Below are 15,914 nucleotides of genomic sequence, written 5' to 3'. Positions count from 1 at the left end.
GCGCATGCAAATTCGCTGGTACCACTCGCTAACGCTTCGGCTGTTACTGCTATTCTGGGCGCTGCTATTTGCAGTGGCCAGTAGCGGTTTCTTATTAGCGATTTGGTATGCTCAACCAGAAACAGCGAAACCATTACCGCAAGAAGTTCAAGAGACACTCTCGCCACTCCTGAGCGATCAAACGACGTTTGCTTCGCTAACACCAGGCCGATTATTGGCCGGAAACTACCGCGTGGCCGCCGCAGTAACCCCTGAGGAAGGGCCCAATCGCTTGCAGCTCGAGCCCAACTTGGCGAATACCTATCGCCGTGAATTACTGCGTCAACTCGATGCGAACCGGGCCGAGCAATTGCGTTTGCCAAACGGTATGTTGGTTGGGCCATTTGTATTAGAAAATCAGCGCATTTTGTTAGTTCGGCCGCTCACCGAAGACGAACGTGTGGATCAACAGGTGAACTCAGAGCGTGCTGAACAAGCACAAACCATGGTACTGGTATTTGGCTCACTCTTGATTGCCGTGTTGCTTGGTTTTTGGTTGGTATTACCGTTAAAGCGACTAATCAGTGCAACCCGCGAAATAGCCGCCGGTGCCGACAAACTGCACCTCAAGCGTTTGCCGCGCCGTACCGATGAACTCGGCGAATTAGCTCGTGCGCTAGAAACTGCGGCCCACGATTTAAAAGTGTCGCGCGATGCCCAGCGTCGTCTTTTGAGTGACGTATCGCACGAACTACGTTCACCGCTGGCACGTATGCAAGTCGCACTCATGCTGAGCCAAGACGACGACAACCCGGATGCGAATCCACATCTCACCCAAATGAGTCGCGATGTGGATCGGCTCGGAACCATCATTGAACGAATACTGTCATTATCACGGCTGGAGAACGGCTTGGTGAAGCTTGATCCGCAACCTGTCGATACCCATGCGCTGGCAAAAACTCTCGCGGCCGATCTCGCCTATGTCGACACGAAATACGGCGAACGCGTGATTGTTCTTGATGCCGACTGGCCCGTTACGGCAACCGATGATGAATTATTGCGCTTGGTGATTGAGAACCTCGTTCGAAACGCATTGCAATATACCGCTGGCATCATCGAGCTTGATTGCGTGCGCCACAACGATGCAGCGTTTACGATTTTGGTGCGCGACCATGGCGACGGCGTGCCAGAAGCTCAGCTAGCGCAACTATTCGAACCATTTTTCCGCGGTGATCCATCGCGCCATCATAAAGCTGGCGTTGGCCTTGGAATGGCACTAAGCTTACGAGCTGCGAATGTGTTGGGCGGTTCGGTAACTGCTCGCAACCATCCAGAAGGTGGCCTCGAAGTCTCGGTAAACTTGCCAATTGTGCCGTTTGACACCGCAACCGAAGCCGAGCAAGAACAAGCTGATGCGCCAGAACAGGAGCCGCAGGAGTCGAATTAAATGTACACGGATGAAGACCCGCAATGGATACGCTTTTATTCCCAACAAATTCAGCCGTTTTGGCGCGACCACGTTGAAGTTCACCATTTAGCTCGCCCTGATGGCGTGGTGTTGCATTGGTTCTTGCATCGCCCAGTGCATCCGCAAGGGCTTGTCATTATCTGCCCTGGGCGCATTGAAGCGGCATTAAAATATCAAGAGCTGGTGTGGCAACTGGCGCAATCGAACTATGCGGTTGCTGTGGTCGATCATCGTGGGCAAGGTTTCTCGGATCGTCTCAGTAACAATCCGCATCACGGGCATATCGATCAATTTCAAGATTTTGTGGATGACTTAGATGCTGTGGTGCAAGAGGCGACGCGCTACTTTCCGCGTGTACCCCACTATTTATTAGCCCACTCGATGGGGGGTGCCATCAGCGCATTGTACTTAGCACAGCATAAGCATAGCATCCGCAAAGCCGTATTCTCTTCGCCGATGCTCGGCATACTGACGGGTGACACACCGCAGTGGTTGGCGAAAACCATTGCCGTTGGCGGTGCATTGTTGAATCGTTGGATAAGCCCCCGCAAGCCTTGGTACTTCATTGGTATGACCGATTATGTGCATGTACCATTTGATGAAAATGAGCTCACTCACAGCGAAACACGCTATCAAATGTTTCGCGATGCCTACGAGGAAAACCCTGAAGTGAAACTCGGTGGGCCAACGTTTAATTGGTTAGCGCAAGCTTTTGGCGCCATTCGGGCTGCGCATCAGCAAGCCGAGCGTATTGAAGTGCCGGTATTAATGCTGCAATCCGGCGCCGACAGCGTGGTCGATAATCGCCAGCAACTTGAATTCTTCGAAAAGCTTGGCAACAAACAAAGCCAAATGAAATGCATTGATGGTGCCAAGCATGAATTATTTATGGAGTCGGATCGTTTCCGTCAGCAGGCGCTTGATGCGGTATTGGGCTGGTTTCAGCCAAACTAACCTCGGTATCCAGTTCAACCGGAACTACCGATAACGGGTCCATATGGATAATCACGTCGGTATAGTCGAACAAGTTGGCAACAGCGAGTTCGGCTTTGTCGGCGATGTCATGCGCTTGCCGCAGATTTAAGTTGTCGTCCAGCTCAATATGGCATTGCACAAACCGGGTCGGCCCCGCTGAACGGGTCTTTAAACCATGCAAACCACGCACACCTTGAATGCCTTTAATGGTATCGATAATGAGCTGCTTCTCGACTTCTGGTAACTCACGATCCATGAGCGATTGGAAGGCATCCCAACCAATACGAACCGCACCTTGTGCCAAGAATATCGCAATAATGATAGCGAAAACGCTATCGGCCCATAGCCAGCCATAAGCACTTAAAATCAAAGCGACGATAACCGCACTATTGAGCAATAAATCTGAGGAAAAATGCAGGGCATCCGCAGCAATCGCTTGCGAGCCGGTTTTCTTAATCGCAATACGTTGTAAAATCACTAATCCAAGCGTCAACGCGATCGCAAACACTGACACATATACGCCAATTTCAGCTTGGTGTACCGGCGTACCTTGAATCCACTGCTGCGCGCTGTGTATCAGTAGCAACATAGCCGAACCGGTGATGAGTGCGGATTGCACCAACGCTGCGAGTGACTCGGCTTTGCCGTGGCCAAAGCGATGTTCGTTATCAGCTGGCTGAACTGCATAACGCACCGCAAAGAAGGTGAATAAACTAGCCAGACTATCCAATAATGAGTCGGTTAACGACGCCAACATACTGCTGGAGTCGGTCATTAACCAAGCTGCCACTTTGACCGCAATTAAAATAAAAGCGACAGATACTGACGCGCGGGTCGCAATTTTTACCCAATATGCATAGTTGTCGTGTGCTTGATTAGCAGCCATCTGTAAATCCTTGTTGTCGCCACGCTTCATAACTCACAATCGCAACCGAGTTCGATAAATTCAGCGAGCGGTTATTGGGCATCATGGGAATCCGTATCCGCTGCTCTGGAGCAATCTGCGCCATCACATCAGGTGCTAAGCCGCTGGTTTCAGAACCAAACAGCAACACATCGCCCGGCTGATACTGCACCTCAGCGTAGCCGCGGGAGCCCTTGGTGGTAATCGCATAAATGGTGCGCTCACCCATGGCTTGTTTAAATGCATTGAAATCAGGATAGCGCTCAACGCGGCTTAAGTCATGATAATCAAGCCCAGCGCGGCGTAGTTTCTTCTCTTCAAAATCAAAACCTAGCGGCTCAATTAAGTGCAACGTACAGCCGTTGTTGGCCGCAAGGCGGATAACATTGCCGGTGTTTGCAGGCATAACGGGATTAAATAAAGCAATATGAAACATTCCGAGACTCGACACTTTAGCCATTCACTATGGCGTTGAAGTTTTAGGTAAACTCGCCGCTAAACGAGCATGTTGCAGTTGGGCAGGCGTCATGATGTCCGCGATTTCGCCGCTTTTTACCAACTCACGCAAGCGTTTATCAAACCAATCACGTAGCTCACGACCGCGTGGCGTATCGTGGAACATCACGTGAATGGGCAAAGCCTCACGTAGTGGCAGCTTCACATAATCGGCCGCCGCCCAATCGGGGGCATTATCGTCAAAAGCCACGACGGCGCCAACCCGTTGCATATCCAGCATCGCGAAACAATCAAGAATGCTATTAGCCAGGTAGTACGTTAACCCCTCTTTGAAAAAGCTATGATAATCGTAGCCGGCGACAAAACAGATGGGCCGCTTTAAGCTACCAGCCTGCATCGCCTCTAAATCGGCTTGCTGCAGCGCAAATGCCGCAACAGGACTACCGTAATCAAAATGCGTGTACGACGGTACACCTTCAATGGATACCTGCGTTTGCGTACCACCAACTAAAATATCAAAGCGATTCTCATTAAAGCCCAACACCGCGCGCTGATAGCTATTGGTGTGCAGCTCAAGCGACGGCGTAATGGGCTCAAAAATCGCCTGTATCAGTCGCCAATACCTGCCCGTACCATCTACTTGGGCACGTTCCTCCATCAAACCGGCAGTCACTGATAATGCCGGGAAAGTCGGTGGTTCTGGGAATTCATTGCGCCGTTCGAACGTGACGCCGTGCTCACGATAAATTGTAGTGATACGCCCAGCAGCGTGCATTTCTTCTAGCACGGTGTTCAAGGCCGGAATCAAGTGCGCATGTTTCTCATGTAAAAAGTGATAGCCAATCAACGCGCGCATGGGCGTGATAATAAAATGAGGGTTATCGTAATAACCGAGTTGGCGCGCTTCGAAATCATTGAGCATCACGGATTTCACGCGCTTGTTGGTAAACATTAAATTGAGCTGCTGAATATCTAATGCTTGTACCGATGGGCGCTTGAATTGAAATTCTTCGAGTATGCCCATGACCGTTTGCATGCCACTAATAAAAGCGAGATTCTCAACATCATCCAATGTACATAAACCGCAGTCGCGGCGGTCAGCGACTAAAACAATTTCAAAACTGAATAACGGGAACGGCACTTGTTCGAGATTTTCAAACTGCGTATCAAGTTCCGAGAGACGCCCTAATTCGCCGGCAATACGACCGGCATTCGATTCCACCAAGCTACGGTTGCGCGGCATATCGACATAACGCAAGTGAATACCCAGTTCGGCATAAGCTTCTTCTAGAATAGTTTGCACGGCGGCAGGCACGGGGCCGTCATCGGGGGCGCGGAAGGTCAGAGTAGTTTGTTCAGCACGCGCAACGGTGCTTGCCAGCAAGGCAATCACAAGTAGCGCGATGGGCTTTACAAACCTAGCCAAAGACTCTGTCAAACAAACCTTCCTTACGGTTTCTAACGAAACGATTAAACCTTCGACAGTATATCAGGTCGAAGCTTTTATGAAACTAGACTAAAATTGACCTTTGCGTTGATTGCCGTTAGGTTGAGCGCCTGACGTTGTAGGAGTACATCATGAAAACCTTCAATTTTGCTGCTTGGTTCGTGTTTGGGGTATTAAGTAGTCTAATTTTTCCTCAACAAGCGTCAGCACAAGACGCTGAACGCGCCACGGGCCCAAATTATCAACTATTTTTGATGGGCGATGAAATGGCGCTGTGTTCCAGCATGGCCTGGACCCACTGTAACGATACCGACTGGCTCGATGGCGAGACCATGCGTACTGATCGCTACATTAACCTAAGCGAAGCCTACACCACGCCATTGCTGCGCGATGAGTTGTGGCCAGTGCATCGTCGCAAAACGCGTGATGATGTGAAAATGGCGCTGGAAATTTTGTACGAGCGCATGCGCTCTGAGGTGGTGCCTGAGCGAAGCTTCCAAGAAGAATTTACCCGCCGCGCGACACGTCATTTGTACGACAGTTTGTCGGAGCGCGAGTGGAACCTGATTATTGATTACCTCGAAATGCCGGCGCCGAAAGGCAAGCATGATACGGCGCGGATTGATTTGACGAAGATTTTAGCGAAGCGCCAAATTTTAACGGCAATGCTGGAGCAAGCGCAGAAAGTTCGTGGCGGTGATGCTGCGCCGCGTATTGCCATTGCTGCCGCTGGCGCACGTGACCCAATTACGGCGGTAGAGCCATTTATTAGTGCATTTGATAGCCTCGGCGCGGAAGTGCGTTGGCTACCCATTGATGCCGCGGTGAACGCCGCACAGCGCACCGGTAAATGTGATGATCTTGATGCGGTACGTGAACAAGAGCTCGGTACTTGGAAGCGCGCACGGGTATTCCCAGAGCAGCACAAGCAGCAAGTTGCGTTCTGCAAAGACGCATTGCAAGGGCCAAAAATTGTGGATTGGGCTGATGCGGTACTGATTGTCGGTAACGATCCGGGTTTGGTGCGTAAAGCGTTTTTAGATCCGTTAAGTCAGCCAACTGATTTGATGACCAGCATTTATTTAAAAATGCGCGCCAACAAATTAGTGGTTGGCGCAACCAGCGACGCGATGAATGCGATGACCGCACGCTCAATGGTCGCGAGCGGTACCAGTGCTGAAGCTTTACGTGCTGGCGCGATTGCCGGCGAAGCACCACCATTTGCCTGTGGCAAAGACGACTCGTGCCCACGTAACATGAACTCGGAAAGCGCAACCTACCATCCGTTGGGCGGTGTTGGATTGTTTAATTCTGCGACATTGGATGGCCAGTTCTCTGACATGGGCCGTCATGGCCGTTTACTGCGCGTTGCCGCGACCACCAACACGCCATTGGCGGTGGGTATTGATACTCGTACCGCATTAGCTGTAAACGTATTAACCGGTGCGTTTGAAGTGCTGGGTGAGCGAGGGGTGTTCTTCGGTGTGGGCGCTCAGCAAACCGACAATGCCGTGGCCGCAACCTTCCATTACTTAGTGGCTGGTGCACGTGGCCGCTTTGCCGATGATGGCATTGTCGATGTACGTTTTGCGCAGTCAGAAGAAGTGGTGCAAGAACCACCCACCACCCGCTTCTTGAGCGACCGCGGCATGGTAGATTCATTGCGCTTGCTGTGCCAAGAGCGCAATAGCTTCAACTTAATTGAGAAGGAATTCCGCTTGATGGTGGCCGGTGATGATGCCACCAAACGCGTCAAAGCCGGCGGCGAATGCCAAGTCACCGATGCCCGCATCGGCCTCTCCTGGCAACCCGACACCTGGTAGCCCGGCGTTCTACGCCGGGACATGGTAGCCCGGCGTTCTACGCCGGGACATGACGAAGTCATGGTTATTGTTCGGGGATTCAGAAATTCATAATAGTTTCAAACATTCACGGCGCTTCGCGCCACCCGGCGTGAAACGCCGGGCTACACCCCATACTGCGCCCGATACGCAGTCACCTTATCAAGGTACTGCGCTAAATCGGGCGAGTCTTTCAAATACTCAATCACGTCATTCAGTTGCACAATGCTGATCACCGTGGCGTTGTAATCACGCTCAACTTCCTGAATCGCACTCAGCTCGCCTTTGCCTTTCTCTTGGCGGTCTAATGCAATTAGAACGCCCGCTAATTCAGCGCCATTGGCTTGCACAATTTCCATTGATTCACGAATGGCAGTGCCTGCGGTAATCACATCGTCAACTAACATGACGCGACCTTGTAATGGCGAGCCCACCAAGTTGCCGCCTTCGCCGTGGTCTTTCTTTTCTTTGCGGTTAAAGCAATACGGCACGTCTTTCTGATACGAATCAAACAACGCAATCGCCGCCGCCGTGGCAATCGGAATACCCTTGTACGCCGGTCCAAACAGCACATCAAATGCCACACCACTGTCTTGCAACGCCGCCGCATAAAACCGGCCGAGACGCGCCAAATCAGAACCCTGATTAAACAACCCAGCATTAAAGAAATACGGGCTGGTGCGGCCTGATTTCAAAGTAAACTCACCAAACTTCAACACGCCACGTTCAATGGCAAATTCAATAAATTCTTTTTGATATTGTTTCATGTCGATTAACCTGTAGCCCGGCGTTCTACGCCGGGTGGCGCGAAGCGCCGTTAATGTTTACGCCAACGCCTGTTTCTGTAAATCCATCAATTCACGAATCGCGTGCTTGGCTAAATCCAGCATCGCATTCATGTCTTCGCTTGAGAACGGTTCACCCTCAGCCGTGCCCTGAATTTCAATGAACTTACCTGCTTCGGTCATTACCACATTCATGTCGGTTTCCGCTTTCGAGTCTTCTGGGTAATCCAAATCAGCCACCGGATTGCCTTCATACATGCCCACTGAAATCGCCGCCACCAAACCTTTCAACGGATTGGTTTTCACAATACCTTCTTTGCGCATCCAGTTCAGTGCGTCCACCAACGCCACACAAGCACCGGTAATCGAAGCTGTACGCGTACCACCATCAGCCTGCAATACGTCACAATCGATCGTGATGGTGTTCTCGCCCAGTGCCGCCATATCAACACACGCACGCAACGAACGACCAATTAAGCGCTGAATTTCAACGGTACGGCCACCTTGCTTGCCACGCGCCGCTTCACGGTCCATGCGCGAATGGGTTGAACGTGGCAACATGCCATATTCCGCCGTGACCCAACCTTGGCCCTTGCCCTTCAAAAAGCGCGGCACGCTCTTGTCGACACTCGCGGTGCACAACACCTTGGTATCGCCAAACTCAATCAGCACCGAACCTTCGGCATGACGCGTAAAATTCCGGGTAATCGTCACCGGACGAATCTGTTGGGCAGTACGACCACTTGGACGCATGGGTGGCTCCTATTTTGTGCAAAATAATGGTTGGCGATTATATCAGAGATGGATGTGAAATTCCGTTACTACCAACACAGGTTTTACTGCCGTGCTGTACGAGATTGCGATCGGTGATAAACTAACGGCAGATAAAGCTTACAAGGAATAGCAATGATTCAATCAATGACCGGCTACGCGCGCCATGAACTGAAAGCCGAGTGGGGCACAGCTACATGGGAAATGCGCTCGGTAAACCAACGCTTTTTAGAAACCTACTTTCGCTTGCCGGAACAAATTCGCTCGTTAGAAAACGGGCTACGCGACCGCCTACGCAAGCAATTGCAACGCGGCAAAGTAGAGTGCAACCTGCGTTTGCACATTGAGCAAAAAGCCGAGGGCGGTTTGAGCTTGAACGAAGATTTAGCGCGTAGCGTTATTTCATCAGCGAATTGGGTGGCGAACCAAAGCTCAAGCGCACAGTTGAATCCGTTGGATGTATTGCGTTGGCCGGGCGTTGTCGCACAACAAGAAGACGACATGGACACCATTCAAGCTGACGTACTGGGTGCCTTTGAAGCCTGTATTGCCGAGTTCATTGAGAACCGTGGCAGTGAAGGCAAAGCACTCGAGCGCATGATTGAAGAGCGCCTCGAAGGCATTTCAGAGCAAGTCACGTTTGTGCGCGGCCGCATGCCTGAAGTGCTGCAATGGCAACGCGAGAAGTTGCTGGGGCGCTTTGAAGAAGCGAAGGTAGAGCTCGACCCAACCCGCTTAGAAGCGGAAATGGTGATGTTGGCGCAAAAAGTGGATGTAGCCGAAGAGCTCGACCGCCTCAACGCACACGTGGTTGAAACCCGCAAAATTCTACGCAAAGGTGGCGCTTGTGGCCGCCGCTTAGACTTCATGATGCAAGAATTTAACCGCGAAGCGAATACCTTAGGCTCGAAATCGATTAATGCGGATATTACTGCTGCTGCGGTAGAGTTGAAGGTGTTGATTGAGCAGATGCGTGAGCAGATCCAAAACATCGAGTAGCCCATACCGTAGCCCGGCGTTCTTTCCGTAAGGTACGCCGGGTGGCGCAACGCGCCGTTAATTAAATCAACGGCCCCAGCGCCGCGAAGCCCAAGCAATGCCCGCGGTACCAATAACGCTCGGAAGTATCCAGGCGGCCAGCTGCCATTCGCCTAAAAAACTCAGCCAATGGCGCGCGCCGAAGGCCAGAAATGCGGTGTAAGCAGCTATACCAGAGCCAATAATCGCGCCAATGTGTTCGGTTAACCAGATCTTACGTGGTGGGTTTTTCCGAAATGCAAAATGGCCCATGCTAGTGCCAATAAACACACCCAAACCGCCGAATACGTAATGCAAAATAAGCGTTGAGCTAGAATTAACGGCTATAACAAGCAGCGTAGTGCCACCACCAACTAATATGGCTGGCATCCATAAAAAGCCAACGCGGCGAAATACCGAAGTATCGGTTTTGTGTTTAAGCACTAGCATGGCGTGGCGCACGCTAATAAAGGTTAGCGCTGACAAAAACAGCAGCAAAGTATAAAACTGATTAATCACGACAAGCGAGGCGTTTGGCTTAAAGTAGCCGGGGCTAACCAGCACCATTACCGACATGACAATACCTGAAACGGCGACAATATACATCAGCCATACGTACATTTTGCCGTAGCGAACGTGTGTGGGGCCGCCTTTTCGCGCAAGTATAGGCACCCAGAAAAGCACCAACGCCAATGCGCCAAGTACCACGTGTAAATTCAATAGTGTTTCGTGAATAAAAAGCATAGCCGCCTCCGAAAAATATCAATTCATCCTAGTCAATCTTTGGCTGCTAGCCAATATATCTTCGGTTATTTGCTTCACTTCGTTTAGATTGTTGAAGATGTAACAATCGAGTACATCATCACGATAAGTTCGGTTGAACCGCTCAATATATGCGTTTTGGTATGGGCAGCCGGGCTTGATGTAATCAATCATAATGTCATGCGCTTTTGCCCAGTTGACGAATACTTCGGAGGTGAATTTGCTGCCGTTATCAACCCGAATTTTCTCAGGGTAGTTACACAACCTAACCCGCGCATACTTCGAGTGTAGTCAATCTCGTATTTTAAGATTCAAGCCTAAAAATACCATCTCGGACATGGATAAGCATGTTAGCTTATGAAGACCTATCAGTTGAATGCTATGTCGTCATAGCGGAGGAAGGGAAGCATGCTTGCATTTAACAGAAACCAGAGTAAAATTCTCACCCCGGAGACTTTGACACTATATATGGTGTCATAATGTCTGGAAACTTATTTAAAGACACACTAAGCTTGTTTGAGAGTGGTAAAGCGTTGCGATGCAAAGATGTCATCACAGCGCTCGAAGCGCTTGGTTTCGAGGTGCGAGATGGCAAACGCGGTGGGCATAAAGTATATGTTCATGATGGCCTGGATGATTTTTACTCAAGCTCATTTAACTGCGATCACGGTAAGAATCCGCAAATAAAGCCAGGCTACATTAAGAAAATAATGAAAGTATTGAAGCAGTATGAACAAGAGCTCTTAGAGCTACTTGGTGAGAAATAACGGGAGACTTGTATGGACGCAACAAAGTACAACATAACAGTACGCAAAGGTGTATTTTCAGGTGAGGAATGCTACGAAGCGCGCGTGCTTGAACTGCCTGACGTTGCTGAATACGGCGATTCATTCGAAGAGGCTTATGCGTTGGCGATTGATACGGTCGAGACAACCGCTGAGATTTTTGCCGAAAAAGGTAAAGTGATGCCTGCTCCTTTTGAGCCAGCAGACGACTTCAGTGGTCGTGTGACGCTAAGAATGCCTAAAACGATGCACCGAGCATACTCTCGTATGGCTGATATTGAAGACGTAAGCCTTAATCAACTGTTGGTGAACTGCCTTTCGTTTGCCCTCGGTGCGTTTAACGCGAAGTATCAGGAATATACTGATACTCAGGAGAAAGTTACTCCACTCCGCAAGCAACCACCGAAAGTAATAAGTGTTAAGGCCTTTCCTATCGACAGCCCACAACCTACTGATGAACTTCTGTAACTACCCCGTAAAATAATACAGCTCACTCGTAGAATTTCTTTTAAACTAAAACAAAGGAGTTTTACGATGAGTAAACGCATGACTGAAAGCCAAATCGTAGTGATTTTGAAAGAAGCGAAAGCCGTTAGGTCGTCCAAATTCCTACATAAAAAAGTACCGACTTCTCCATTTGGCTTTCATTGATTGCGAGGAAAGGCTTTAAAACCTTGCGCGCTATGTGGCATTTGCTTCCCTTCTATCATTATTTAATGCTTCATTATTCTCAGGCGCAATCGCTGACCAATTATTTTCATAGATACCGAGTTCTTTAAGTGTGAGGATTGCTTGCTTTGAGGCTCCACCGTTGGGACGTCGATGGTTATGCTTTTGAATGAAGGCTCGAAAACGCTCAATCACCAGTTTCTGAATGTCAGACTCACGGCAGATGAAGTATCTTGCATTTTCAATCTGGCCCTTCGGAAGGTTCACCATAATCCACAACATATCAGGATGGTCGATAGAAACGGGGTTGCCGAACGAGTATTTACCGGTTGAGTCAATATGAGTCTCAATCCAACGGTCTATTTGAGAGTGAACCAAAGTGTTGCCGGTACTGCATTTAACTTGTACCGGAAATGAAGATAGGGTTTTGCTGTCAACAGCTGTGAGATCGAAGCCCGGAACGTTGCCAGCATAAGGGGATGCGTAATACCCTAATGTGCCAAGTTTGGCTGCAACCAGGTTCTCACCGATTTGCCCGATTAATTTATTGTGCACTCCGCTGCTCATAACTGTCCTTTAGGTAATGAGATGATCTACCTTGTCTGATTGCTGACAATTAATCAATAAAATACCCCTTTTCTGTATTTCCCTACAAGCCAGTGGTGGCGCTAATAGATTGATGTGGAAAAGGTAAAGTAAGTTGAGCTCAGGTTAAACTTTATAGAATTTACTGAGTATTGTGATGCCTCAGATTTAGATACTCGAGATAAGAGAGAAAGATAGTAAGCAAACTCTAGGTAGTGGTTGTTCGGCTATGAGGTTCGAGTCCCTCCCTCCACAAAGTTGTCACAAGGGATGCATCTACGTCTTGTTAACCCCCCCAAAACCTGGCAACTTAACCCAATAAGTTTTCTGCTAGGGACGTTCGGCAATGAAGAAGGGATTTTACGAGCTTTTAAAGAACGATGAGCTTGAGCAAGCTATCAAGGAATCAGGTCTTGTTGAAATAACCGAAAAACTTGATTTAGTCGCAAGTAGTCGCCACCTGGCCGAAGTCATCACCGAAGAAGTCTCTAATGCTCTCGCAGAACTACAAAATAATGGCGGCCATCAAGATCAGCGTTTGTTGCGGCAAATCGAAATTTTAAACAACCTAATAGTTTATACACGGCAGCTTGCAAACCTAGAGCCAGTTTCAAGTTATCAAAGTCCGCCAGAAGTTCTTCGTGCATTGCATGCGCCAAACGAATCAGTAAATTTACCTCAGGTCGGTATGGCACAGCCTTGGCTTTTTACGTCGGGCAAAGATTCGCCAGCGCTATTCCATGAGTTAAAAGCAGAGCTATCCAGTTGTCAGCACGTCGACATATTAATGAGCTTCATTACCATGTCGGGCGTACGAAAAATTATAAATTTACTGCGTGATATTACTGCCGTGGATGCCCTTAAGCAGTCGCGGACCAGCCTGCGGATTATTACCACAACTTATACCGGTGCCACCGACTTAAAAGCCGTTAAAATGCTCGCTGAATTGCCGAACTGTGAAGTAAAGGTGTCGCTGGATGGACGCCGCAATCGGCTTCATGCAAAAGCTTGGATTTTCGAACGTTATACGGGCTTCGGTTCTGCTTACGTGGGAAGTGCAAACTTGTCAGGTGCTGCGCTAATGGGTGGTCTTGAGTGGACAGTCAAGTTCACTGAAAAAGGACAAAATTTCTTATATCAGCGTGCTCGAGCGCATTTTGAAACACTTTGGCAAGATGAAGAGTTTCAGTCTTTTGATCCGCACAATGAAACGCATGAGCAAGAGCTTCGCAAAGCACTGTCACGCGAGCGTGGCGCAAAAGACTATGGCGATAACGTCATCACGACTTTCTTTGATATTCAGGCAAAACCGTTTCAACAAATTATCCTCGATCAATTAGCGAATGAACGCGCGCATGGGCGGTTCCGAAATTTATTAGTTGCCGCAACCGGTACCGGTAAAACAGTCATGGCGGCGCTTGATTACAAACGCATTTGTCAGCAAGAAGGTGGTCAACCGCGATTACTATTCGTTGCGCATCGACAACAAATATTGCAGCAATCACTGCAAACGTTTCGACATGTGATGCGAAGCGGGAATTTTGGTGACTACTTAAGCGGAGGTTATGAACCCGCATCGTATACCCACCTTTTTGCCACCATACAAAGTCTAAACTCACGCAATCTAGTAGAAGAGCTCGGTAGCGATTATTGGAATATGGTGATTGTTGATGAATGTCATCATATCGAGGCGGCATCGTTTCGCCGGCTGATAGAGCAAGTGAAACCCAAATATCTATTGGGACTGACGGCGACGCCAGAGCGCGGCGATGGCCTCAATATTCTGCAGCATTTTGATCTAAGACCTGACGGCACGCCATCCGCGCAGATGAGGCTTTGGCACGCGCTCGAGCAGCAGTTGCTGGCGCCGTTTGAATATTATGCGTGTGCGGATGGCATGGATTACAGCAACGTAAATTGGCGCAGTGCCAATGAAGCTGCTCAGTTAAGTAATATGTTGACGGGAGAAAATGCACGTGCGCTGGCGGTTCTTAGAGCTTGGGAAGAGCATGTAAGCTCAATCTCTGACTGTCGCGCCTTGGCGTTTTGTGTGTCTGTAGCTCATGCCGAATTTATGACGCAGTTTTTTCAAGATAAAGGCATCCAAGCAGCACTCGTAACCGGAGCGACGCCTGCGAACGAACGCCAACGATTGCCGGGCATGTTAGAGCGTCGCGAAATCAACGTGATTGTGACAGTTGATTTGTACAACGAGGGTGTCGATTTACCCTTTGTAGATACCCTTTTACTTCTGCGCCCCACCCAAAGTGCCACGCTGTTCCAGCAACAAATCGGTCGTGGGTTGCGTTTATTCGATGATAAAGATAGCTGCTTGATTCTAGATTTCGTTGGTCAGTATGCTCAGAACTTCCGCTTTGACGTGCTGTATAGCTCTATAACTGGTTTGTCGCGCCGAGAAGTGGTTGACGGTGTTAAAAACGGTTTCGGCAATCTACCACCGGGCTGTTATTTACAGATGCAACACCAAGCTCGTGAGCAAATCCTTAATAGCTTACAACAGACTGTGAATCTTAATTGGCAACGATTACAAACTGAACTTGTAGGATATCGCGCGAGGCATGGAGTCGACGAAATCCAGTTAGCCGAATTTGTTCGTGAACAGGCCCTCGAGTTTGAAGATATTTATCGTAAAAATGGCGCCTCTGGCTGGACTCGTCTAAAACGTGATGCTGAGTTATTGGATGGTATTCCATCCGAGCTTGAGACTCGCTTGAATCGGCGTTTTAAAGACGTTTTGCATATCGATGATCCTGATTATCTTGCGGTGATGCGAGATATTGGACTTGGCTCTCTTGGCTCTGATGAACTCTCGCGCAAACGTGCATTGATGCTGACCTATCAAATGACAGGTGGCCGAGGTGTTCATACGGTTGATGAGTTCATTGGTGATTTGTCAGAAACGCCAGCGTTGATGAACGAATTGGTTGAATTAGCCGACGCGTTAGATGCTGCTACCAACGAACAATTTTCTGAGTTACCCGAGTTAGAATCTACGGGGTTAAAGCTTCATAGTGCTTATAAGATACGCGAAATACTCACTGCATTGGGCCAATATACCGAAGTGAGCTATTCGCCCTTCAAGGCTGGTGTTTGGCGAAGTCACGAAGCGAAAATTGAAGTGTTATTCGTTACTTTAGATAAGAAAAATGCACTGCATGAAGGCGTCGCATATGACGACTATGCTATTAATAAAGAGCTGTTTCATTGGCAATCACAAAATACTGCAGCTTCGCATACAGAAGTAGGTAGGCGGTATTTGGAAAGTAAAACCAATGGTTGGCAATTTCAGCTCTTTGTTCGTGAAAATAGAGATAAACCGTATCGAGCTTGTGGTCCGCTGGAATTTGTAAAAAGTGAGGGTTCACAACCCATGAACATTACGTGGAAGCTGAAATATCCGTTAACAGCACAACTCTTTCATGAATATTCGGTAGCGCGCTAATATAGGT

The 15,914-nt window shown here is 49.0% G+C and carries 15 protein-coding genes; 7 read left to right on the top strand and 8 right to left on the bottom strand.

The window, feature by feature from the left end:
- Positions 1–4 precede the first annotated feature (4 nt).
- Together CWI82_RS09505 and CWI82_RS09500 are read left to right on the top strand one after the other, a co-directional pair.
- Entirely contained in the window at positions 5–1,426 is a 1,422-nt protein-coding gene (locus CWI82_RS09505) for a sensor histidine kinase (protein WP_130203358.1), read from the top strand.
- Positions 1,427–2,401 (top strand): alpha/beta hydrolase, encoded by a 975-nt coding sequence (locus tag CWI82_RS09500; RefSeq protein WP_130203357.1) that lies wholly within the window; start codon positions 1,427–1,429, stop codon positions 2,399–2,401.
- On the opposite strand, the gene fieF is transcribed toward CWI82_RS09500, so the two are convergent.
- Genes fieF through CWI82_RS09485 form a run of 3 tightly spaced genes read right to left on the bottom strand, consistent with a single transcriptional unit; the run spans position 2,334 to position 5,220 of the window.
- Positions 2,334–3,308 (bottom strand): cation efflux pump FieF, encoded by a 975-nt coding sequence (gene fieF / locus CWI82_RS09495; protein ID WP_130203356.1) that lies wholly within the window; start codon positions 3,306–3,308, stop codon positions 2,334–2,336. The genes CWI82_RS09500 and fieF overlap by 68 nt on opposite strands.
- Entirely contained in the window at positions 3,298–3,762 is a 465-nt protein-coding gene (locus tag CWI82_RS09490) for a tRNA (cytidine(34)-2'-O)-methyltransferase (protein ID WP_130203355.1), read from the bottom strand. The genes fieF and CWI82_RS09490 overlap by 11 nt, the downstream gene beginning before the upstream one ends.
- Before the next feature lie 27 nt (positions 3,763–3,789).
- Positions 3,790–5,220, bottom strand: coding sequence for a type 2 periplasmic-binding domain-containing protein (locus tag CWI82_RS09485; RefSeq protein ID WP_130203354.1), 1,431 nt, complete (start codon positions 5,218–5,220; stop codon positions 3,790–3,792).
- Between the two features lie 140 nt (positions 5,221–5,360).
- Here CWI82_RS09485 and CWI82_RS09480 point away from each other — a divergent pair, with 140 nt between their 5' ends.
- Entirely contained in the window at positions 5,361–7,052 is a 1,692-nt protein-coding gene (locus tag CWI82_RS09480; RefSeq protein ID WP_130203353.1) for a type 1 glutamine amidotransferase family protein, read from the top strand.
- A 143-nt stretch (positions 7,053–7,195) separates the two neighbouring features.
- Here CWI82_RS09480 and pyrE read toward each other — a convergent pair whose 3' ends face one another.
- Positions 7,196–7,837 (bottom strand): orotate phosphoribosyltransferase, encoded by a 642-nt coding sequence (gene pyrE, locus CWI82_RS09475; protein ID WP_130203352.1) that lies wholly within the window; start codon positions 7,835–7,837, stop codon positions 7,196–7,198.
- Positions 7,838–7,894: 57 nt separating this feature from the next.
- Positions 7,895–8,608 carry a ribonuclease PH gene (gene rph / locus CWI82_RS09470; protein ID WP_092857297.1) on the bottom strand — a complete coding sequence of 238 codons (714 nt, stop codon included), beginning with the start codon at positions 8,606–8,608 and terminating at the stop codon, positions 7,895–7,897.
- Positions 8,609–8,761: 153 nt separating this feature from the next.
- Here rph and CWI82_RS09465 point away from each other — a divergent pair, with 153 nt between their 5' ends.
- Positions 8,762–9,625, top strand: a complete 864-nt coding sequence (locus CWI82_RS09465; RefSeq protein WP_130203351.1) for a YicC/YloC family endoribonuclease — start codon at positions 8,762–8,764, stop codon at positions 9,623–9,625.
- A 66-nt stretch (positions 9,626–9,691) separates the two neighbouring features.
- Here CWI82_RS09465 and CWI82_RS09460 read toward each other — a convergent pair whose 3' ends face one another.
- Together CWI82_RS09460 and CWI82_RS11580 are read right to left on the bottom strand one after the other, a co-directional pair.
- Positions 9,692–10,387, bottom strand: coding sequence for a DUF2306 domain-containing protein (locus CWI82_RS09460; protein WP_130203350.1), 696 nt, complete (start codon positions 10,385–10,387; stop codon positions 9,692–9,694).
- A gap of 18 nt (positions 10,388–10,405) precedes the next feature.
- Positions 10,406–10,579: an integrase core domain-containing protein gene (locus CWI82_RS11580; protein ID WP_407681427.1), complete on the bottom strand. Its 174-nt coding sequence runs from the start codon at positions 10,577–10,579 to the stop codon at positions 10,406–10,408.
- Positions 10,580–10,884: 305 nt separating this feature from the next.
- Between CWI82_RS11580 and CWI82_RS09450 the strand changes: the two genes are divergently transcribed.
- The gene (locus tag CWI82_RS09450; protein WP_130203348.1) at positions 10,885–11,172 is read left to right on the top strand and encodes a type II toxin-antitoxin system HicA family toxin; all 288 of its coding nucleotides are present in this window, start codon (positions 10,885–10,887) and stop codon (positions 11,170–11,172) included.
- A 12-nt stretch (positions 11,173–11,184) separates the two neighbouring features.
- On the top strand, positions 11,185–11,658 hold the full coding sequence (locus CWI82_RS09445) for a toxin-antitoxin system HicB family antitoxin (RefSeq protein ID WP_092857271.1): 474 nt from the start codon (positions 11,185–11,187) through the stop codon (positions 11,656–11,658).
- Between the two features lie 213 nt (positions 11,659–11,871).
- Here CWI82_RS09445 and CWI82_RS09440 read toward each other — a convergent pair whose 3' ends face one another.
- Positions 11,872–12,426 (bottom strand): hypothetical protein, encoded by a 555-nt coding sequence (locus CWI82_RS09440; protein ID WP_130203347.1) that lies wholly within the window; start codon positions 12,424–12,426, stop codon positions 11,872–11,874.
- A gap of 364 nt (positions 12,427–12,790) precedes the next feature.
- Here CWI82_RS09440 and CWI82_RS09435 point away from each other — a divergent pair, with 364 nt between their 5' ends.
- A complete protein-coding gene (locus CWI82_RS09435) occupies positions 12,791–15,907 on the top strand; it encodes a DUF3427 domain-containing protein (protein WP_130203346.1) in 3,117 nt (1,038 codons plus the stop codon).
- Positions 15,908–15,914: the final 7 nt, after the last annotated feature.

Origin of the sequence: Pseudidiomarina tainanensis, from assembly GCF_004214835.1 — a bacterium.
In the GTDB taxonomy this organism is placed as follows: domain Bacteria; phylum Pseudomonadota; class Gammaproteobacteria; order Enterobacterales; family Alteromonadaceae; genus Pseudidiomarina; species Pseudidiomarina tainanensis.
The sequence above is the reverse complement of the archived record's forward strand: the minus strand, read 5'-3'. Positions and strand labels throughout refer to the sequence as shown.